General features: G+C 59.1%; 19 protein-coding genes. 4 read left to right on the plus strand and 15 right to left on the minus strand.

The features are described from left to right. Positions 1–199: 199 nt before the first annotated feature. From yjfF to FHT29_RS24850, 8 genes are all read right to left on the minus strand, one after another. A complete protein-coding gene (gene yjfF / locus FHT29_RS24815; RefSeq protein WP_168600264.1) occupies positions 200–1,168 on the minus strand; it encodes a galactofuranose ABC transporter, permease protein YjfF in 969 nt (322 codons plus the stop codon). Then, positions 1,165–2,193, minus strand: coding sequence for an ABC transporter permease (locus tag FHT29_RS24820; protein ID WP_168600265.1), 1,029 nt, complete (start codon positions 2,191–2,193; stop codon positions 1,165–1,167). The genes yjfF and FHT29_RS24820 overlap by 4 nt, the downstream gene beginning before the upstream one ends. After that, complete coding sequence (ytfR, locus tag FHT29_RS24825) at positions 2,190–3,713, minus strand: galactofuranose ABC transporter, ATP-binding protein YtfR (protein WP_112442828.1); 1,524 nt, start codon at positions 3,711–3,713, stop codon at positions 2,190–2,192. The genes FHT29_RS24820 and ytfR overlap by 4 nt, the downstream gene beginning before the upstream one ends. A 129-nt stretch (positions 3,714–3,842) precedes the next feature. Then, positions 3,843–4,805 carry a galactofuranose ABC transporter, galactofuranose-binding protein YtfQ gene (gene ytfQ, locus FHT29_RS24830; RefSeq protein WP_047555919.1) on the minus strand — a complete coding sequence of 321 codons (963 nt, stop codon included), beginning with the start codon at positions 4,803–4,805 and terminating at the stop codon, positions 3,843–3,845. 378 nt (positions 4,806–5,183) lie between these two features. After that, positions 5,184–5,885 carry a FadR/GntR family transcriptional regulator gene (locus tag FHT29_RS24835; protein WP_245297565.1) on the minus strand — a complete coding sequence of 234 codons (702 nt, stop codon included), beginning with the start codon at positions 5,883–5,885 and terminating at the stop codon, positions 5,184–5,186. Between the two features lie 180 nt (positions 5,886–6,065). Next, positions 6,066–7,022: an L-arabinose ABC transporter permease AraH gene (gene araH, locus FHT29_RS24840; RefSeq protein WP_168596026.1), complete on the minus strand. Its 957-nt coding sequence runs from the start codon at positions 7,020–7,022 to the stop codon at positions 6,066–6,068. Between the two features lie 16 nt (positions 7,023–7,038). Then, on the minus strand, positions 7,039–8,544 hold the full coding sequence (araG, locus tag FHT29_RS24845; RefSeq protein ID WP_047640616.1) for an L-arabinose ABC transporter ATP-binding protein AraG: 1,506 nt from the start codon (positions 8,542–8,544) through the stop codon (positions 7,039–7,041). A gap of 73 nt (positions 8,545–8,617) precedes the next feature. Next, entirely contained in the window at positions 8,618–9,601 is a 984-nt protein-coding gene (locus tag FHT29_RS24850; protein WP_047640597.1) for an arabinose ABC transporter substrate-binding protein, read from the minus strand. A gap of 281 nt (positions 9,602–9,882) precedes the next feature. Here FHT29_RS24850 and FHT29_RS24855 point away from each other — a divergent pair, with 281 nt between their 5' ends. From FHT29_RS24855 to FHT29_RS24865, 3 genes are all read left to right on the plus strand, one after another. Then, the gene (locus FHT29_RS24855) at positions 9,883–10,776 is read left to right on the plus strand and encodes an aldose 1-epimerase (RefSeq protein ID WP_168596025.1); all 894 of its coding nucleotides are present in this window, start codon (positions 9,883–9,885) and stop codon (positions 10,774–10,776) included. Between the two features lie 53 nt (positions 10,777–10,829). Beyond that, entirely contained in the window at positions 10,830–11,606 is a 777-nt protein-coding gene (locus FHT29_RS24860) for an SDR family oxidoreductase (RefSeq protein ID WP_047640595.1), read from the plus strand. Positions 11,607–12,038: 432 nt separating this feature from the next. Further along, on the plus strand, positions 12,039–12,197 hold the full coding sequence (locus FHT29_RS24865; RefSeq protein ID WP_168600266.1) for an amidohydrolase: 159 nt from the start codon (positions 12,039–12,041) through the stop codon (positions 12,195–12,197). Between the two features lie 23 nt (positions 12,198–12,220). Here the strand turns inward: FHT29_RS24865 and FHT29_RS24870 are convergent, their stop codons facing one another. Next, positions 12,221–13,027: an aspartate/glutamate racemase family protein gene (locus FHT29_RS24870; protein WP_047640615.1), complete on the minus strand. Its 807-nt coding sequence runs from the start codon at positions 13,025–13,027 to the stop codon at positions 12,221–12,223. A 97-nt stretch (positions 13,028–13,124) separates the two neighbouring features. Between FHT29_RS24870 and FHT29_RS24875 the strand changes: the two genes are divergently transcribed. Beyond that, positions 13,125–13,667 carry a winged helix DNA-binding protein gene (locus FHT29_RS24875; protein ID WP_052224397.1) on the plus strand — a complete coding sequence of 181 codons (543 nt, stop codon included), beginning with the start codon at positions 13,125–13,127 and terminating at the stop codon, positions 13,665–13,667. Here FHT29_RS24875 and FHT29_RS24880 read toward each other — a convergent pair. The 6 genes from FHT29_RS24880 to FHT29_RS24905 all read right to left on the minus strand — a co-directional run bounded on the left by FHT29_RS24880 (position 13,646) and on the right by FHT29_RS24905 (position 19,408). Next, a complete protein-coding gene (locus FHT29_RS24880; RefSeq protein WP_168600267.1) occupies positions 13,646–14,437 on the minus strand; it encodes a cyclase family protein in 792 nt (263 codons plus the stop codon). The genes FHT29_RS24875 and FHT29_RS24880 overlap by 22 nt on opposite strands. Beyond that, complete coding sequence (locus FHT29_RS24885) at positions 14,434–15,675, minus strand: SDR family NAD(P)-dependent oxidoreductase (protein ID WP_168600268.1); 1,242 nt, start codon at positions 15,673–15,675, stop codon at positions 14,434–14,436. The genes FHT29_RS24880 and FHT29_RS24885 overlap by 4 nt, the downstream gene beginning before the upstream one ends. Further along, positions 15,672–16,853 (minus strand): thiolase family protein, encoded by a 1,182-nt coding sequence (locus FHT29_RS24890; protein ID WP_112442816.1) that lies wholly within the window; start codon positions 16,851–16,853, stop codon positions 15,672–15,674. The genes FHT29_RS24885 and FHT29_RS24890 overlap by 4 nt, the downstream gene beginning before the upstream one ends. Further along, positions 16,850–17,278, minus strand: coding sequence for an organic hydroperoxide resistance protein (locus FHT29_RS24895; protein ID WP_168596019.1), 429 nt, complete (start codon positions 17,276–17,278; stop codon positions 16,850–16,852). Before FHT29_RS24895 ends, FHT29_RS24890 begins: the two co-directional genes overlap by 4 nt. Before the next feature lie 76 nt (positions 17,279–17,354). After that, on the minus strand, positions 17,355–18,971 hold the full coding sequence (locus FHT29_RS24900) for an AMP-binding protein (protein ID WP_168600269.1): 1,617 nt from the start codon (positions 18,969–18,971) through the stop codon (positions 17,355–17,357). 8 nt (positions 18,972–18,979) lie between these two features. Continuing rightward, positions 18,980–19,408 carry a hypothetical protein gene (locus FHT29_RS24905; protein WP_168600270.1) on the minus strand — a complete coding sequence of 143 codons (429 nt, stop codon included), beginning with the start codon at positions 19,406–19,408 and terminating at the stop codon, positions 18,980–18,982. Positions 19,409–19,802: the final 394 nt, after the last annotated feature.

Here is a 19,802-nt window from a genome sequence, read left to right on the forward strand (position 1 = left end):
CTCGGTTCGAGCTTCAGCCAGCAGAGGCGCCGCAAAGGTCTCGCGCAACGCCTTGTCGAGCGGATCAAAAGCCACAATCGGCGCTCTCGAGCGGAGTCGAACCAGCGGCAACGGATTTTGTACGCCGGACTGCGAGTCAACTTCCGTGACAACGCATTCCACATCTACCCTCCGCTGATGTTACCGCACCGCCCTTCCCTTAGACGTAACGTCGATTGAATCGGGAAAGCAGAAGAAGGCCTTTCTGCATCAGAATAAATGCAAACAGCAATAAGCCGATCAAAATCTTCGTCCACCAGCTGGAAAGCGATCCGTCGAAGGTGATGTAAGTCTGAATCAGGCCCTGTATCAGGATTCCGATGAGGGTTCCTCCAACGAACCCCGCGCCTCCCGTCAACAGTGTTCCGCCTATGACCACGGCCGCGATAGCGTCTAGCTCAACACCGACCGTGGCAAGCGAATATCCTGCTGATGTATAGATAGAAAAAACGATTCCGGACAGACCGGCGAGAAAGCCGGACAAGGCGTATATCAGGATGGTCGTGCGGCCAACCGGAACACCCATGAGTTCGGCCGTCTGCACGCCGCCGCCCATAGCATAGACGTTGGCGCCGAAGCGCGTGCGATGCGCGAGAACAATGCCGCCGGCAAAGACGAGCAGCATGACGCCGCCGATCAAGGTCAATCGACCGCCGCCCGGCATCAGCCAATAGAGATCGCTGAGCCGCGAATAGAAATCATGCTCGATCGGGATGCTGTCGATGGAGATCACGAAGGCAATTCCGCGCGCCAGAAACATGCCGGCCAGCGTTACGATGAAGGGCGGCATGCTGAGATAGTGGATGATGGCGCCCATGCCGGCGCCGAAGACCGTAGTGATCAGCAACACGAGAGCAAAAGCCAACAGCGGATGGATCGAGGTGTCCCGCAGGATGATCGCCAGGAAAACGCCGGTAAAGGCGATGACCGAACCGATCGACAGGTCGATGCCGCCCGAAATGATCACGAATGTCATGCCGACCGCGGCAATCCCCAGGAAGGCGTTGTCGGTCAACAGGTTGCCGGCCACCCGCGTCGACAGCATGTTGGGATACTCCGCCACGCAACCCGCATAGGCCAGGATGAAGATGACGATGGTCGCGAGCAGTGGAAGATATTTCGAATTCACTTCGCCTGCTCCTTATGGACCATCTGTCCCTCGCCTCGGCGCCGCTGGAAGAACGCGGTGGCGGACTGCAGGGCAGGAGACTGGATGACCAAAATGACGATAACGATGATTGCCTTGATGACCAGATTGAACTCCGGTGGAAAACCGGACAGAAGGATGCCTGTATTGACCGACTGAATAATCATCGCCCCAATCAACGAACCGACAATGCTGAAGCGACCGCCAAGCAGCGAGTTGCCGCCGACGACCACGGCGAGGATCGCATCCAGCTCGAGCCACAAACCGGCATTGTTGGCATCCGCGCCCTTGATGTCGGCCGAAACGATGATACCGGCGATGGAAGCACAAAGGCCGCTCAGCGCATAGACGGCGATCAGCAGCACCGGCGTCTGGATGCCGGAGAGCGTGCTTGCCCGCCGATTGATGCCGATCGCTTCGACCAGCATGCCAAGCGCCGTGCGCCTGACCAACAGGATGACGAGAAGCGCCGCGAGCACCCAGATTACCACGGGCATGGGCAACGCAGCAAAGGCGCCGCTGCCTAGGAAGATCAGCCCGTCATTGTTGAAGGTGAGGATCATGCCCTCGGTAATCAATTGCGCTATGCCGCGGCCAGCCACCATCAGCACCAGTGTTGCAATGATCGGCTGGATATCGAGCACAGCCACGAGAAAGCCATTCCAGAGGCCGCACGCCAAACCCACGCCGATCGTCAGCAACAGGGTATAGGCAAGCGAATAGCCTGCAACGATTGAAGCTGCGGCTACCGCGCCGCAAATCGCGATGACCGCACCGACCGAAAGATCAATCCCCTTGGTGGCAATGACCAACGTCATGCCGATGGACAGCAGCGCGACAGGCGCACCGCGATTCAGCACGTCGATCACGCTCCCGTAGAGTCTGCCATTTTGAATTTCCAGATGAAAAAACTGCGGGAACATAATGAAATTCAACAGAAGAATGACCGCCAGCGCAATGAGCTGCGGCATCAAGCGAAACAGGGATGCCTTAATTTGCGAGATCATGCGTCCTCACGGGTATTTTGAGTGGTGGCAATGGCCTCGACGATATTTCCGGCGGTTATCTCGCTGCCGGTCAACTCGGCAATGTGCTCGCGATCCCGCAGGACGATGACGCGCGAGCTATAGGCGACAAGTTCCTCCAGTTCGGATGAAATGACTACCAGCGACATGCCTTGCTGGCAAAGATCTTCGATGAGGCGGATGATTTCCGCATGCGCGCCGACGTCGATGCCGCGCGTCGGCTCATCCAGAATGAGGAAATTCGGATTGGTCGCCAACCACCGCGCAAGGATCGCCTTCTGCTGATTGCCACCCGACAGAAGCCTGATCGGCTTCTCACGGTCGGTCGTGCGGATATCTAGTGCCTTGATGTAGCGATCGGCGATGGCGTTCTGTTCGCTGCGCGCCAGAGGCCTCGCCCAGCCACGACGCGCTTGCAGGGCCATGACGATGTTTTCGCGGATGGAAAGATCGCCGATGATGCCGTCCGTCTTGCGGTCCTCCGGGCAAAAGCCGAAACCGTTCTTGATGGCGGCGCGCGGACTGGAAAGCGTAACGCTGTTGCCTTCGACCGTCGCCTCGCCGCTATCGGCCCGCTCGACGCCGAAGAGTACCTCCGCGGTCTCGGTGCGGCCAGACCCGAGCAGACCGGCGATGCCGACCACTTCGCCGCCACGCACCTCCATATCGAAGGGCTTGATTTTGCCGCGCTTGCCGAAATTCGCGAAGCGATACTTTACCGGCCCGCTTTCGTTGGTAACCTGCTTTGCGGCGCTCTCCGCCTGCGCAAGCTCACGGCCGAGCATCATGGCGATCAGGGTTTGCCGTGAAAGTCCTTCCGCATCCCGCGTGCCGACCAGGCGGCCGTTGCGGAGAACGGTGATTCGATCGCAGATTTCATAAACCTGCTCGAGAAAATGCGTAATAAAAACAATCCCTAAGCCACGTTGCTTCAGCCGCCTAACGATGCCGAACAGCATGGCGACCTCTTGCGTATCGAGGCTTGCGGTCGGTTCGTCCAGGATCAAGACCTTGCCGGAGAGATCGACGGCACGGGCGATCGCGATCACCTGCTGGATGGCGACCGAGAACCGGTCGAGCTGACGGCCAACGTCGATGTCTATGCCGTATTGCGCCAGCAGATCCCTGGCCATGCCGTTCATGACGCGGTTGCTGACCAAGCCGAAGCGCCTCGGCTGGCGACCGAGAAACAGATTCTCCGCCACACTCAGGTTCGGGAGCAGGTTCACCTCCTGGTAAACCGTTCCAATACCGAGCTTCTGGGCTGCGAGCGTATCATGCGGATCAATCTCAGTGCCATCGAGTACCAAAGTGCCTGCATCTCGGCGATAGGCGCCGGTCATGCATTTGATCAAGGTCGATTTACCCGCTCCGTTTTCACCGAGCAGCGCATGGACTTCTCCGCGCATCAAAGTGAAATCGACATGATCGAGGGCGGTCGAGCCTGGGAAATATTTGCAAAAGCCTGTCGCTGTCAGAAGTCGCTCGACGTCGTGAGCCATGAAGCGTGAATGTCCTTGGGTTGAGCCAATATTCGAAAGCGATAGCCGGCGCATACAGATGATGCGCCGGCATTCGATGTAAGAGACTGCATCGGCTGAATTGTTCGCCCGGTACGGTCGCCCCTCGTCTCAGTAGCCGAGGCCTTTCTTCTGCTCATAGACCTTCTGTGGATCGTCAGCCTGCGTGTAGAGCTTGGACTCGGTCTGGATCCACTTTGGCGGCTCCTTCTTGTTTTTCAGATAGGCATCGAGCGCATCGAAGGCCGGACCAGCCATGTTCGGTGTCAGCTCCACCGTCGCGTTCGCCTCGCCGGCGGCCATCGCCTTGAAGAGATCCGGAACCGAGTCGACGGAGACAGTCAGGATATCCTTGCCCGGCTTAAGGCCTGCTTCCTTGATCGCCTGGATGGCGCCGACGGCCATGTCGTCGTTGTGGGCGTAGAGGGCGCAGATGTCCTTGCCGCCGTTTTCAGCCTTCAGGAAGCTTTCCATGACTTCCTTGCCCTTGGAGCGGGTGAAATCGCCCGTCTGGCTGCGAACGATCTTCAGGTTGTCGTGACCCTTGATGGCTTCCTCGAAGCCCTTCTTGCGGGCGATGGCCGGCGAGGAGCCAGTCGTGCCCTCCAGCTCAACGATATTGCACTTCTTATCGCCGACCGTCTTGACGAGCCAGTCGCCGGCAACCTTACCCTCGTGAACCAAGTCGGACGTGACAGCGGTCAGATAAAGGTCTTTCGGCGCGTTGACCGTACGGTCGAGCAGAATAACCGGAATCTTGGCTTCCTTGGCTTCCTTCAGCACGGCATCCCAACCCGTTTCGACGACTGGCGCCAGCAAGATTGCGTCAACGCCCTGTGCGATGAAGGAACGGATTGCCTTGATCTGGTTTTCCTGCTTCTGCTGCGCATCGGCAAACTTGAGATCAATGCCGCGCTTTGTGGCTTCCTGCTTGGTCAAGGTCGTTTCAGCGGCACGCCAACCGGACTCCGAACCGATTTGCGAGAAGCCGACGACCAGCTGCTTTGCCGATGCGGCTGTGAACATGCAGGTAGCAAGAATCGTGGCACTGATCAGTGCAGTCTTCAACTTCATGATATCCTCCCAAAGGCCCATCTTCTCAGGCCCGCAGTCAAAAAATCATATAGTAATACTTTTGTAAATCAGTATTCGATGATGCGATGCAACAAAAAGATGTGTCATGCGGACGGCATCGTAACAGTCACCAAGGGTCGATGTGAAGGTGTAATGAACGGGCATGGCCAGTTTCGCGCGTGATCCGCTTTAGTGAACGGGGCTTCGACCCGTGCCGTCGCCTTCCAGTGTTTAAAGCGCCCTCGTCAACATTTGCTAACCCATCCGGCGCAGGAGCTTTGAACTGGCTCGCGGTTCACTCGATCGAAATGGGTCAAGAAAACACAAGACTTAACAGCGTGACGAGAGGAGAGGAAATTGGCTAAGGCGCTTGCGCTCCTATTTTCCCTCTGGCCTACTCTCGCGCAGTGCATCACTGAGTTCAATCCGCGCAGTGCCGATTAGCTGCTCCATGGCGATGCGAGCAGCATCCGGCCTTCGCATTCGGATCGCATCCAGCACGTCCTGATGCCGCGCAATCGCATATTCATGCGACTGGCTGGCGCGGTTGGTCAGTCGGAAACTCGCAAGCAGCGCGGCCCGGATGGCAGTCGCGAATTGGCGAAAGACCCAATTTCCACTGGCATTGATGATCGCGGTATGAAACTCGAGGTCTGCCTGGCTCCATGCTTCATTGTCGCGTGCGTTTGCGGCTACCATGTCCTCGAAAGCCTCAGCAATCTGTGCCAATTGCTTTGCCGTGGCATTCGCAGCGGCTTGCGCTGCCGCGGCCGGCTCCAGCAGCTGTCGAGCATCGAGCAATGATTCATAAAAGCTACGATCATTGCTGAGCTCCAGCGTCGCATCCAGAACCAGCGGATCCAGATAGTTCCAGTTCTCACGAGGCAGAACATTGGTCCCAGCGCGCGTGCGCGACCGGACCATTCCCAATGCCGACAGATACTGCATGGCTTCCCGCAGGCTGGTGCGGCTGACACCATACACCTCGGAAAGCTCCGCCTCATTGGGAAGCAGGGAACCTTCGACAATATCTCCGGAGACGATCTGTCCAATCAATTTCTTCAGCAGCTCCTCCCGCACGCTACGCCTTCCCTGCGCAGGTTGCGTATCAACATGCGTCGCTCGCGGAGATCCAAAACGCGTACTCTTCACCTGCACTCCCTTCCGCTGGCCCGACCAAGATCATGAGCGGTGCCACGCTCCGGCATCAATGCGCAATTGCAAGGTCTGCGGACTTCTCCCAAGGAATCTGATCGTTCGTCACAATCGAGCACCACGCCCAGCGGCCGACGACCGCAAATTGTCGAGAAGGACGGCAATCAGAAGAATGCAGCCACGCACCAGGTATTGATAGAAAGCCTGAATGTTGAGCAGGTTCATGACGTTTTCGGCGATACCCATGATGAGGACCCCAACGATCACGCCGGTCATCGCCGCCCTGCCCCCCGCGAGCGACACGCCACCGAGCACGCAAGCCGAGATGACCGAAAGCTCAAGCCCGGTTGCGGCATTCGGCTGGCCCGATGTGATGCGTGAGGCAAGCAGAATGCCGGCAATGGCACACACAAGGCCCTGCAATGCGAAGATCCAGATGCGCACGTTGACGACATTGACGCCGGCAAGGCGCGAGGCCTCGGGATTGCCGCCGATCGCCAGCGTATTCTTGCCGAAGACGGTGCGGTTCAAAGCGAAACCAAAGATGACGAAGAGGACGACCATAATCCAAATCGGCGTCGGCACCGTCAGAAAGCGGGAGAGAGCCAGTTGATAGAAGGCCGGATCGTTGATGCCGACTGCCCGCCCATCGGAAGCGATCAGCGCCAGCCCACGGACGATCTGCATAGTGGCGAGCGTCGTGATCAGCGCGTTGATGCGGAACTTGGCGATAACAACTCCGTTGACGACGCCGACAATGCTGCCACAGATCAGTGCTGCGACGAGGCCGAGCGGGATCGAGCCGGTCGAGTTCGATACCATGACGGCAATCATGCCCGAGAAGGCGACGGTAGAACCGACGGACAAATCGAAGTCACGCGACGCCAGGCAAAACATCATCGTGCACGCGACGATGCCAATCGTCACCACCGACTGCAGCAGACCGAGCATATTGCGCTCCGTCAGGAAGCTCGGAACGAACATCGAGACGATCACAAAGGCGATGGCGAAGATCACCACGAGGCCCTGTTCGCCGAGAAGGATTTTTTTCAACGAGTTCATCGTTATAATTCCTGAATTAAATTGTGCCGGCGGCATTCTTATCGGGGAGGGCGGCAGTCAGAATTCTGCGCTCATCGAAATCGGCGCGCGCGACATCGGCCGCGGCGCGGCCCTGGCACATGACGATGATGCGATCGGAAATACCCATGACTTCGGGAAGCTCGCTCGAAATGACGACGATCGCCATTCCGCCGGCCGCCAGCTCATAAAGAATCTCATAGATCTCCGATTTGGCGCCGACATCGATGCCGCGGGTCGGCTCATCGATCACCAGCACCTTGATGCCCTGCTCCGAAAGCCAGCGGCCGAGGATGACCTTTTGCTGATTGCCGCCCGAAAGATTGATGATGTCCTGCTTGCGGGACGGCGTGCGAACCTTGAGCTTGGCGATGAACTGATCGGCGACGGAGGCTTCCTTCTTCGGGTTCAATATCCCGAAGGGAGAGAAATGTCGCCTCGACGAGATCGTGACGTTCTCTTCGATCGACCGACCCTGGATGATGCCGTCGAACTTGCGGTCTTCCGGGCACAGAACCATGCCTGCATTGATCGCCGCCTTCGGATTGCCGGGCGAAACGGTAACGCCGTCAATAGTGACGGTACCCTGATGGCGATGATCGGCACCGTATAGAAGCCGCGCCATCTCGCTTCGCCCCGCGCCGATCAGCCCAAAGAAACCGAGGATCTCCCCCTTGCGGACAGAAAAGCTGATCGGATTGCGTAATTTTGAACCGGACAGAGTCTTGACGTCGAGGCGGATATCGCCACGCGGCCGTTCGCGCCAGCCCCAGATATTGGTGATTTCGCGGCCAACCATTTCGGCGATGATTTGCTCACGTGTCGTCTCGCCGATATCGGGATGATGAGCGGCAAGTTTGCCGTCGCGCAGGACAGTCAGGCTGTCGCAAAGCCGGAAAATCTCGTCCAGGCGGTGCGAAACGTAAAGGATGACCGCGCCCCTCGCCTTCAGCCTGTCGATCAGGGAAAACAGAATTTCGCTTTCGCGCGACGACAGCGACGACGTCGGCTCGTCCAACGCGATTACCCGGGCATCCAACATCACCGCCTTGGCGATCTCGACCATCTGGCGGGCGCCGATCGAAAGCGCGGAAACCTTGGCAGAAGGATCGACATCGATGCCGATCTCGTCGAGCTTGGCGCGAACGGTTTGGATCAGTGTCTTGCTGTCGATCACCCCAGCTCTGCTCGGAAAGCGCCCGAGCCAGAGATTCTCGGCAACGGTGAGCTCCGGAACCAGCTGAAGCTCCTGATGGATGACGATGACGCCCGCATGGAACGCATCGCGGGTCGACCCGTACCTCTGTTCCTCGCCGCCAATGAGAATGCTACCCTGATCCGCGGCCTGATCGCCGGACAAAATACGGATCAGCGTGGATTTGCCGGCTCCGTTCTCGCCCATCAATCCGTGGATCGCACCCTTCTCCACGTCGAAGGAGACGTTGGAAAGCGCCTGGACACCGGGGTAGCCTTTGGAAATATTGTTGAATTCGAGGAAGGCCATCATCGCTCCATCGGGGAAGAACCCGGCGGTGTTGATGACGCCGCCGGGATTAAAAATCATCTTGTGTGGATGATTATTCGATGCCGAGACCCTTGCGGACTTTTTCGTAATCGCCGCGTAGCGCTAGGGAACCGGAGGTCAGCGTCAGCTTCGGCGGCTCTTTGCCGTTGGCGATCCAGTCGTACATGTCGAGCGCAGTCTCATAGCCATGGCGTTTCGGCGAGATGATGACGGTGCCAAAAAAGCCCGTAGCCGAAGGCTTCTTGAATTCGTTGATCGCCGAATCCGCGCCGCCGATCCCTACGCCGATCATGTTGTCGGCCGCGATACCGACCGATTCAGACGCGCGCACGGCGCCGAGCACGGCTTCGTCATTAAGGCCGAAAGCAACCCAATACTTCACGTCGGCATGCTTGTTGAGAACCGTCGTGGCAGCATTGAGAGCCGCTTCGGTATCAGTCTTCGCCTGCGGGGCGTCATAGATGTTCGCAGCCGGCAAGCCTGCTGCCTTCAGCACGGAGATGGCGCCTTCGACGCGATCAACTGCCGTCGGAAGCTGGTCGTAGGAAACGCGGATCGCACCGACACTTTTCAAATCCCAGCCGCGCTTCCTTACCTCGTCCACGATTGCCTGCCCCACAGTTTCGCCGATCTTCGAGGCCGAAATGCCCATATGGGGAACATTTTCGAGCGGCTTGCCGTTGGCATCCACCAGGCGGTCGTCGACCGTCATCAGCTTCAGCTGATTGGCCGCGGCCTTGGCGACAATGCCTGGGCCAAGCTTAACGTCTGGTGTACAGACGATGAAGCCCTGGGCGCCTTGCGCACCGAGGTTGTCGATTGCCGACTGGACCTTTTCACCATCCTCGGCGCCGATCTTGACGAGGGTAAAGCCCTTCTCCTTGGCGGCCTGGTCGGCGAACTTCCATTCGTCCTGAAACCACGGCTCTTCCGGCTGCTTTACGATGAAGCCGATCTTGACGTCCTCTGCAAAAGCGGAGCCAGCCGCCAAAACGGCTAACGTGCCAGCCACGATGGCTGCTTTGAACAAACGCATGTCTCTCTCCCTGAAAATCTCGGTCTGCCACGCATCGGCAGCCGATATTGAATAAAAAGAAACATCATACCAGTCAATATTTGTGTATGATTTTTCTGGTTATAATCGCGGTTTCTAGCGGTCAATCTTGAGGAAAATGCCTCATTTTCCTGTCATTGAAAGGATTTGAGCGGAATACATCCAGCGAACCATAGAAATAAATAGTACATATATATTGACTTTCACCCGACCAAATATAGGGTGCCGCGCATCAGGATCAGCCCGGGAAAGGCAGCCGCTCAATGGCTCTCATCGACTTGCAGGCGGGCTCTTTTTCGGCCCGTGTTTCGACGTCGGGCGGCCTGTTGCTCGATTTCTCCTGGTTGGTGGATGGCCGCAAGATCCCGCTTCTGAGACCCGCGCAGGACGCTGCCGATGCACGTTCCTCCGCCTGTTATCCGCTTGTCCCCTTCGGCAATCGCGTCCGCAACAACCGTTTCGCATTCGGGGGTCGCAACTATTCGCTTTTGCCCAACACGTCCTGGGACGCCCATTATCTTCATGGCGACGGCTGGTTGGGCGAATGGTCGCTTTTGTCCCGCAGCCGCAACGAAGTGCAGATCGGTTACCGCCACCAAGGACAGGGGACGCCTTACAGCTACGACGTGAAACAGACCATCACTTTGTCTGCCGACGGGCTGAGGCTGCATATGCGGTTGGAGAATACCGGCGAAGATGCCCTGCCCTTCGGGCTCGGTTGGCATCCGTTCTTTCCGCTGACCGAGCAGACGACGCTTTGCGCGAAGACGCAGCGCTACTGGACCGAGACCGCCGGCTGGCTGCCTGGCAAGCCCGCCGACATTCCGACCGAGCTCGACTTTTCGCGGCCGTCTCCCTTGCCCAACCGCTGGATCAACAACGGCTTCGAGGGCTGGAGCGGCGAGGCGCAAATCACCTGGCCGGAAAACCGCACGGCCCTCGCCCTGACCGCGGACCCACTTTTCCAGCATACGTTCATTTTTCTTTCGGATAGCAAGTTTGACCCCGAATTTCGCCGGGACTACTTCTGCTTCGAGCCAATGTCCCATTTGGCCAACGGCCATAACCTGCCGGGTCTGGGCGATCTGAAGGTTCTGCACCACGGGGAAGGTCTTGAGGGCTCAATCCGGCTGCAACCCCACGAAATCCCGGGATAATGCCAATCCTGACCACCCACCATGTTCAGCAATGCTTGAAGAGGAAATACAGGATGCCGAACCGCCTTTCTGACAAAAGGGTCTTTATCACAGGCGCTGCTCAGGGAATTGGACGGGCAATCGCAGAGGCTTTCGCGGCTGAAGACGCACGTCTCTTCCTTGTCGATCGTGATGAATCGGTTCTTGCGCAAACGGCCGCTGAACTGAAGGCGAAGGGCGCCATCCTCGGTCACCACGCCACCGACATTACCGACGCGGCGGCTATAAAGGCGGCCATCGCCGAGGCAGACAAGCAGATCGGAAGCCTCAATGCGCTCGTCAACAATGCTGGCGTCAATGTATTTGCGGAACCGTTGCAATCAACGGATGAGGAATGGCAGCGCTGCTTCGACATCAACCTCAAGGGGGCCTGGAACTGCTGCCGGTCCGTGCTGCCACAGATGATCGTCAACGGGGGCGGCGTGATCCTTAACATCGCCTCGACGCATGCCTTCACGATCATTCCGCATACCTTTCCCTATCCGCTCGCCAAGCACGCCCTTCTGGGAATGACCAAGTCGCTGGGGATCGAATATGCTTCGAAGAACGTTCGCGTGAATGCCCTGGCACCTGGCTATGTCGCGACGCAGAAAGTCGTGGATTACTGGAATAGTTTCCCGGATCCGGAAAAAGCTAAGGCGGAAACGCTGAAGCTTCATCCGGGCGGCCGCATCGCATCACCCGAAGAGATCGCCATGGCTGCGGTTTTCATGATCTCGGACGAATGCCCCTTCATGAATGCAACCTGCCTGACTGTGGACGGCGGGTTGAGCGTCATGCAGCACCAATAGTCTAAGGAATTCCAGTTTGCGAATGCGCCTGCAGTGTAAGCGAGAGCTTATTGCCGAAACCATCCAATGATGTCGAAGGAACCAAGCCGATCGATTTCGAGATCCTGCTGGCCAAGATTGAGGGTTGCGTGGCGCGACTTGGAAACGACATCAGGAACGATCGGGCATTTTGAACGAAGCTGGAAGCAGATCCGATACGGTGGCCAGCATATGGCGTATTTCTGCACGCAGTCAGACGGCGAACACACAGTCGACCGAGGACCTTATCGAGGGGCTGCACAATTGGCAGCTTTTCACGGTTAAATCCGGAGAAGCATCCCGGATGCTATCGCAAGCGCTCCTCAAGGAAAGGCATTAATGCCGCCTGCACCTTGAGCCTTGTGGCTAGGAATTCCACACAAAGCCGCACCTTCGCCGCCGTCAGTCGACTGAATGCTGCAAGCCGGCAAGATCATGGCCGCTTCGGCCGTGCGGGCGCTGACCGATCCGACATTGGTCATCGCGGCGAAAACCGAGCATCGCAAGCAACTCGATGGCGAGAAATATGTGTCGCTGATCCCGGCAGAGGCAACGCTGCAACGCTTGCGCTGACGCCAACGATCGGATGAGATCACTCAGACGTCGTCTGAAAACAACGGCGTCTGCCGGCCATGGGCGACGAAGCTGCGGAAATCCTTGACTGCTTCCGACGTTGCGAGCGAGCAGAAGGGGCCGCGGCTCACGTCGATGCCGTTGAGTTTCCGCAGGCGCACATCCATTTCGGCGCTCTTCAAGGTCACCGCAGCTGGATTGACGACCGGCGCATGCAGCACCTTGAAGCCATATTCGCCGCCGACCAGCAGGCCGGGCAGGATGCCGGCCGGCACCACGACATCGGCGCCATCGCGCACAAGCGGTTCGGCACAGGCACTGAAGGCTGCAAGCATACGTTTGCGCGCCTCATCGTCGCCGGCAAAGGCGGCGCTGAAATCGGATGGCGCGCAATTCATCCCCACCACGTGCTTCACCCGGTCGCCCAGTCCGTAGAGATCAGCCTGCTCATAGTGCCAGGTCTGAAAGACGTCATCGAGGGTGACAAGCGCGAGGCGCCGTCCGAAGCGGGCGGCATAGTGCATCGAGACCTCGCCTGCGCCGATCACCGGGATGCTCACCGCCGATTTGAGCTCGAAAAGGCCGGGATCCTGAAAATGGCCGAGAACCACCGCATCATAGCCGCGCTTTTCGGCTTCGAGCCCGTTGTCTATCGCGATCGCCGCGCAACGGAATTCCGCCAGCCGCCCGAAGTGCCGGTCCGGCGGACTGATGCCGAAAACCTCGACTGTCGTACCGGGCTCGGCGATGCCGTTCAGGTAGTCCGAAAGCTTATGCATGTAAGTGGCGCTGGCCGTGGCGTCGATGAAGCTTTGCCAGAATATGCGCATTGTTCCCTCGTCCTGTTCGTTGTCACGCGTCGTTTTGCTCTCGTCAAAACGGGAATTTAAGGCTTTAATCGTAGCCATATCCACTCTGGAGAACCAAATGAATTCGCCTACAGCAAACGAAATTCCACTCGACGAGACGGCGACGGAAGTGGCGGAAGCGGCGCTGACCGAATTCGAATGGTCGCTCTGGCGGATTTCCGCGGCCTTCGTGCGCTGGCAGTCGGAATGTGCCAGCGAGCTTGCCGGGTCTGGCCTCAGCGGCCTCGACACCGCCGTCCTTCATACGATCCGCTACCGCAACAAGCCGAAGGGCCTTGCCGAAATCTCCCGCCTCCTCGGCCGCGACGACACCGCCAACATTCAATATGCGATCAAGAAATTGCAGGCCTTGCAGCTAATCGAGCGAGTGAAGGGCCGGTCGCGCAAGGACACGCTTTATGTGCCGACACGCAAAGGCAGCAAGCTGACGCAGGACTACCGCACCCTGCGCCGGCATTTGCTGATCTCGCTCATCCAGAAAATGGACCACGCGGAAAAAGGGCTCGGCGATGCGACCGAAATGCTGGAGCTTTTGACGAGCTTCTACGATACCGCTGCCAGGCGCGTGGCGATCGCCCCTCATCCCGTCGAGCGCGACTGAACCAGGGCCAACACGCGTAGAGGACTTCCCGATCCGCCCTGGATCTTCAGAGGCGCCGCAAAAATCATCGCGCCCGTCGCCGGCAATTGGTCGAGGTTGGCAAGGCATTGCAGCCCGTAGCGCCCGGCGCCATGCAGATAGTGATGCGCCGGATAGGGCGGCGAGAAATGGCCCGCCTGCCCGGCATCGGTCCCGATGGTCTCGGTCCCAAAACCGAGAATGTCGCGCTCGGTCACTAGCCATTGCATGACCTCCGCATTCGGCCCCGGCGTATGCGCACCATCGGCGAGGAGATTGGCATAAGCTGCACCATTGAGTTTCGACCAGTCAGTGCGAAGCAACACCCACGAGCGTGGCGGAATTTGACCATGCTGCTCTTCCCACACCATCACATCGGCAACCGTCAGCAGGAAATCGGCGTTTCCGACGCTTTCGCGTGAGCAATCGATGACGCAGGCCCGCGCAATCATATCCGTCGGCGGTAATGTATCGACGGAATTTAGCGGCAGATCACGGCCCGTATACCAGTGGATCGGCGCATCGAAATGCGTGCCGGTATGCTCACCGAAGGAGAGGTTGTTCCAGTACCAGGCCGGCCCGCCGGCATCGTAACGGGAAATACGTTCCATGCGGAAGGGGGCAGACTGGCCCAGCTCCGGTGGCATGGCGATGATAGGAAAGTCCGGTGAAAGCGTATGGGTGAGATCCACCACACGGATGTCACCGCTGGCAAGCGAACCAGCCAGAGTTTCGAGAATATCGACGCTCATTGTTCCGCCTCGCGTTCGACGGCCTTTTGATTATCGAGAAGCCGCGCATAAAGATCCTTGGCGACGTCGCCGACATAGATATCCTCAAGCCCACGCTTCAGCCCGTCGACAATAGCATCGGCCAGCGTCTTGGGCGCGACCTTGGGTGGCGGCACAGTCTGGAACCACTCCGTGTCGAGCGGCCCGGCAAAGGCGTTGATCACCCGCACACCACCGGGACGAAGCTGCGTGCGCAGCCATTGCGAGAGGGATAGGCAGGCGGCATGCGCCGCCGAATGCACGCCGAATTGCGGGCCGCTGCTGAGCGCGTGCACCGAGAGGATATTGACCCAGGCGGCCGCGGCAACACCGTCCGCGCCGCGCGCCCGCATCACCGGTCCGAAGGATTGGGCAAGGCGCATCAGACCCATGACCGTATGATCCATTGTGTCGCGCACGGTATTGGCCGCGCCCGCGTCGAAAAGATGGGCAGGCCGCACATGGTCGGCCGTATTGATGAGAACTTCGACCTTGGCGCCGATATCGGCCGCCAGCTCCTGCACCGACCGCTCGCTCGTGAGGTCGAGATCGACGATCTCGACACCGTCGATCGCCTCGAGCTGCAACTGGCCGTCAAATGGCTTCCAGCGGTTGGCGATGCCGACATAAATCGTGGACGCACCCGCCTTCTTCAGTGCGGCGGCCAGAGCCAGTGCCACGGGGCTGCGGCCGTCGGTGATCAGCATACGCCGATGCTTCGGGTCGGCTGTCATTTCACGCCATTGAGGATCGTCTTCCATATGCGGCGTCTCCGAAACGGGTTTGGCAAAGAAAACGGCCTGGCCGCTTTTGTCGAGTTGCAGCGACAGCGTCACCCGGCTACCGGTGCCGGCACAATCGCCATGAAGATGCGTGACCACACTTGGCCCGCAATCGAGCTGAACGAGCCCCACCCGCCACGGCATATGCTCGCGAAAATAGGGATCACTGGTAACCTCAACCGAAGTCTTGGAAAGCAGCGTACCGCCTGTCGGCGCATCGACGAAGGGAAGTGCTGCCGACAGGCAGCGCGGGCAGGCGTCGCGCGGCGGATAAGCATATGTTCCGCATTCGGCGCAGCATTGCAGCATGAAGCGGCCCGTGGCGGCTGCAAGCGTCAGCCCTTGCGCCTTGCGGCTACGCGCCGATGGCGGCAGCAAGGGCACCTTGGTGCGGGAAAGCGGGTTCTTGCGTAGTGGTTTTGCGAGCGGACGGGTCATACCGATTGCCTCGCCAGGATCGCCGCCGCCGATGCAAGACCGCGGTCGTAGTTGATCATACCGAAACCGGACACGAGGCCGACCTTGACGTCCGCCACCTGTGTGCCGCCCGCCGAGCCCAGAAGCTGGCGCATGGCCTCGACGATGCCAAGATGGCCGCCGGCAGCGCCCGCCTGTCCCACCGAGAGCTGCCCGCCCGAGGTATTGTGTGGAAAGGAACCGTCGATCGTGAATGTGTGCTGGCGCACGAAATCCGGCCCCTCGCCCTTACCGCAGAAACCGAGATCCTCGAACTGCATCATGGAGATGACCGGGTAATCGTCATAGGTCTGCACGAAGTCGATATCATCGGGCGTCAGGCTGGCCATACCATAGAGCTCGTCGCGATCCATCACCCACCCGCCGCGCATCTGCACGGCATCATCGGGGAAAGCATTGTGCCGCTCGATCGCCGACAGCAGCCGCACGAAAGGAAGGCCGAGCGACACTGCGGTTTCCTCGCGCATGACCAGGAAGGCCTCGGCGCCGGCGCAGGGCATGACACAATCAAAGAGATGAAACGGCTCGGCAATCGGCCGTGCCGACATGTACTGCTCCAAAGTCAGCGGCTTCTTCATCAGCGCATGCGGATAGCGCAGCGCATTGTCGCGCTGCGCGACGCACAGCTTGCCGAAGTCCTCGCGTGTAGCGCCGTAGCGATCCATGTAGGCCCGAGCGATCAGCGCGAAACTGGCATTGGGTCCACCAGCGCCATAGGGATAGGAGGCGTCCTGGGCAAAGCGGGAGAAGCTGGCGAGCGTCTTGCGAAACGTGTCGACCTGATTAGTATCGGCGGCGACACAGGCGACGATATTCACGTCACCCGCCTGCACGGCGCGGGCCGCACGCCGGATCGAGACGATGCCGGAGGCACCGCCCATTGGCAGATGATCCAGCCAGCGGGGCGTCAGGCCGAAATGCTGCGTCAGCGCGATCGCCGCATCCGGTCCCATGGTGAAGCTCGAGACCGCAAACCCGTCGAATTCCCGATGGCTGATGCCCGCTCCGTCTGCCAGCGTTCGTAACGCCCGACCGATCCACCAATGCGCGCTCTCGATCGAATATCGCTCATAGGGCACCGCCACCGGCACCGCCAGAACCACGCCGTCATAGGATTTGCGGGGGCGCGAAGCCGTCATCCGGCCACCGTCAGAACCACATCGACATTGCCGCGCGTGGCATTGGAATAGGGGCAACGCTCGTGAGCGCCGGCAACGATCTCCTCCGCCAGAGCTCTGTCGATACCCGGCAGCGAAGCCGTGAGTTCGACCGCGAGCGCATAGCCGACTGACACCGGGCCGATGCCGACCTTGGCAGTCACCGACGCGTCGTCGGCAAGCGCTATTTTCCGGGTGCGCGCGACCAGCTTCACCGCACCGAGGAAGCAGGCAGCATAGCCGGCAGCGAACAGTTGTTCAGGGTTGGTGCCCTCCCCGCCCGGCCCGCCAAGCCCCTTCGGCACGGAAAGACCAACCACAAAACTGCCATCGGCGCTTTGCGCCTTGCCGTCCCGGCCACCGAAAGCGGTGACAGCGGTTTCATAGAGAATTTTTTCCGGTGTCATACGGATCTCCTTAGAAAGGATTTTAGCTTTGATTTATTGTATAACAGATGCACTCGCCCTTCGAAAGTGCTCCACATCAGCCACCTTTGCGGATCGTTGCCTTTAGCTTGCGCAGGTCGATCGCCGAGCCGTCTTCGACCGCCTTGGCCGCCATGGTCTTGATCTCGCCGCGCTGGACCTTCTGTGTGGAACTGACGGGAAGCTTCTCGATGAAGACCACATAGCCGGGCAGTTTGTGATAGGCGATATATGCACCGCAGGCCTCGATGATACGCGAGGCCCGCTGCTGAAGATCGCCGCCTGCTGTAACCTCAGCCTCAACGATGAAGGCGAAAACCTCCTCGCCGCGCAGATCGTCAGGCACCGGCGTCACCGCCGACGCCTTGATGCCGGGCAACTTGGCAAGCGCTGCCTCGACTTCAAGTACGGCAATATTCTCGCCGCTGCGACGCACGATGCTCTTCTTGCGATCGAAGAAGTAGAGCAACCCGTTCTCGCCGGCATAGACGACATCGCCGGTGTGGAACCAGCCGCCTTCCCAGGCCTCTTCCGTCGCTTTCTCATCCTTGAGATAGCCGCTGAAGAAACCGTCTCGCGGGTTGCGCCCTTCCGCCCGCACCAGAAGCTCACCGGGTGTCCCCAACTCGACCGTGTTGCCGGCATCGTCGACGATCCTGTACTCCATGCCGGCGCGCGGCCGGCCGATGCAGCGCAGTCCCGGCGCGTAATCGTCGGCCGCCGTCGTGGTGACGGCCCGCCCACCTGTCTCGGTCATGGCCCAGGCTTCGACGATCGGGATGCGATAGCGCTCCTCAAATTCGACCTTGTGCCGGGCATCGACGCCGGGGCCGAGCGCGAATTTGACCCTGTGCGCGCGTTCGGCCTCGACTGGCGACATCTGCAGCAGGATGGCCGGAATGACACCGAGACAATGAATGATGGTTGCACCGGAATCGGCGATCGAGGCCCACCAGCTCTTGGAATGGAAGCGATCGAGCGGCACAATGGCGCCGCCTTTCATGATCATGCCAACCGCCGTGCAACCAAGCGCGTTCATATGGAACATCGGCAGCGGCGTGAGCGCAATCTCGCTACCCTCCGCCATATCAGCAACGCCGCCCTGAGTAGTGTACCACTCGGCAAGGCGGATGAAATAGATGTTGGAGAGCATGCAGCCCTTGGGCTTGCCGGTGCTGCCGGATGTGAACAGCAGGGCGCATTCCGCGTCCGGGCCGCCCGGCTCCGCCGTCAGCCTCACAGGCGACGGCGGAATGTCGTCCTTCGCCCCGATTACCGTGACCTTGCCGGGATGGATGTCGGCAAGGTCCGCCAGCCGCTCGGCAATCGCGATCAGCAGCGGCGCCTCGGCCATATCGAGCTGGAAAACAAGTTCGTCACGCCGCAGATCCGGATTGATCGGCACGATCGACGCGCCGATGGCATTCAGCGCCAGCCAGAAGGTGAAGAATTCCGGCCGGTTTTCCAGAAGCAGAGCCACCCGCGAGCCAAGGCCGTAACCGGCGGCCGCAAATTTTTGGCTCAGCGCGGCAGCTTCAGCGAACACCTCGGCGTAGCTGTGACGAAACCCCTGTGGTGCATAGGGTAGCCCGGCGCTGGCCGGTGCGATCAATAAGGCTGCTTCGGGGTTGGCGCGTGCCCGATCTGCAAACAATAGATAGGGAGAGTGTGTCATGTTGTCCTTCATTCGCGCTCGAGAAGACCTTTGATCAGGAACATCTCCGCCTCATGGATCGTGCCGAATTGGATCCATTCCGCGTCGGTCTGGGTTTGCAGGCGCCAGGTCAGCAGCGTGACGACGCATGTGTTCTGCCCCATATTCAACAGGTCGCCGGGAATGACGCGGGACATGTTGCGAAACTGCATGGCCTCCTTCGACCCGCCGACCTCGTAATCCACCTGCAAACGATCCCGATCCACATCGAGGCGTACATAGGTCTGTTTGCCGGAGAAAATCGATGTGCCGCAAAACAGGCCCGGCTCGACCTCTCTCCGGTCGAAGCTGCCCCATGCCCAGCTTCCCTGCTTCAGCCCATCCGACATCAATTCAAATGCGAGAGCGGCAGGGCGCTCCACCTTGATGCTGCTTGAATGGCAATGCGGGTCTAGCATCAACGTCCCCTCTTCGGATTTGCCGGGATGATAGGATCAATTCGCTCAAACAACATTTTAAGCATAAAATAACTTGAAAGAGCGTCAATGTTTTTTTCGGCTTCGATCGGACCTGGCCACATTCTTGCGCCGAAAGAAAACGACGCCTTGCGCTTCCACCCACCTGAAACGCCTATTTTTCCGCCTTTTATCCCGGAACATCCCTTGCCGAATGAAATTCGAGTAATCAATAAATTTTAGGCTTGAAGTAATTTTTAGCCCGTTCTACGATCTCCGTAATTGCTAAGGGGAAGCCCGCGAAAAGAGGCTAAAATAGCAAAAACCAAAAAGCCCTCGGCAAGATTGCAGGCTTGCGTTCAACAACCGCCGCAGGCTCACCGGCCCCCTATCGCTG

Source organism: Rhizobium sp. SG741 (assembly GCF_012275435.1).
Taxonomy (GTDB): domain Bacteria; phylum Pseudomonadota; class Alphaproteobacteria; order Rhizobiales; family Rhizobiaceae; genus Rhizobium; species Rhizobium lusitanum.

What these genes read in the sequence shown, in the direction of transcription:
- FHT29_RS24820 (WP_168600265.1), bottom strand. Translation starts at nt 2,193, where the DNA reads ATGATCTCGCAAATTAAGGCATCCCTGTTTCGCTTGATGCCGCAGCTC.
- ytfR (WP_112442828.1), bottom strand. Translation starts at nt 3,713, where the DNA reads ATGGCTCACGACGTCGAGCGACTTCTGACAGCGACAGGCTTTTGCAAA.
- ytfQ (WP_047555919.1), bottom strand. Translation starts at nt 4,805, where the DNA reads ATGAAGTTGAAGACTGCACTGATCAGTGCCACGATTCTTGCTACCTGC.
- araH (WP_168596026.1), bottom strand. Translation starts at nt 7,022, where the DNA reads ATGAACTCGTTGAAAAAAATCCTTCTCGGCGAACAGGGCCTCGTGGTG.
- araG (WP_047640616.1), bottom strand. Translation starts at nt 8,544, where the DNA reads ATGGCCTTCCTCGAATTCAACAATATTTCCAAAGGCTACCCCGGTGTC.
- FHT29_RS24850 (WP_047640597.1), bottom strand. Translation starts at nt 9,601, where the DNA reads ATGCGTTTGTTCAAAGCAGCCATCGTGGCTGGCACGTTAGCCGTTTTG.
- FHT29_RS24855 (WP_168596025.1), top strand. Translation starts at nt 9,883, where the DNA reads ATGGCTCTCATCGACTTGCAGGCGGGCTCTTTTTCGGCCCGTGTTTCG.
- FHT29_RS24860 (WP_047640595.1), top strand. Translation starts at nt 10,830, where the DNA reads ATGCCGAACCGCCTTTCTGACAAAAGGGTCTTTATCACAGGCGCTGCT.
- FHT29_RS24865 (WP_168600266.1), top strand. Translation starts at nt 12,039, where the DNA reads ATGCTGCAAGCCGGCAAGATCATGGCCGCTTCGGCCGTGCGGGCGCTG.
- FHT29_RS24870 (WP_047640615.1), bottom strand. Translation starts at nt 13,027, where the DNA reads ATGCGCATATTCTGGCAAAGCTTCATCGACGCCACGGCCAGCGCCACT.
- FHT29_RS24875 (WP_052224397.1), top strand. Translation starts at nt 13,125, where the DNA reads ATGAATTCGCCTACAGCAAACGAAATTCCACTCGACGAGACGGCGACG.
- FHT29_RS24880 (WP_168600267.1), bottom strand. Translation starts at nt 14,437, where the DNA reads ATGAGCGTCGATATTCTCGAAACTCTGGCTGGTTCGCTTGCCAGCGGT.
- FHT29_RS24885 (WP_168600268.1), bottom strand. Translation starts at nt 15,675, where the DNA reads ATGACCCGTCCGCTCGCAAAACCACTACGCAAGAACCCGCTTTCCCGC.
- FHT29_RS24890 (WP_112442816.1), bottom strand. Translation starts at nt 16,853, where the DNA reads ATGACGGCTTCGCGCCCCCGCAAATCCTATGACGGCGTGGTTCTGGCG.
- FHT29_RS24895 (WP_168596019.1), bottom strand. Translation starts at nt 17,278, where the DNA reads ATGACACCGGAAAAAATTCTCTATGAAACCGCTGTCACCGCTTTCGGT.
- FHT29_RS24900 (WP_168600269.1), bottom strand. Translation starts at nt 18,971, where the DNA reads ATGACACACTCTCCCTATCTATTGTTTGCAGATCGGGCACGCGCCAAC.
- FHT29_RS24905 (WP_168600270.1), bottom strand. Translation starts at nt 19,408, where the DNA reads ATGCTAGACCCGCATTGCCATTCAAGCAGCATCAAGGTGGAGCGCCCT.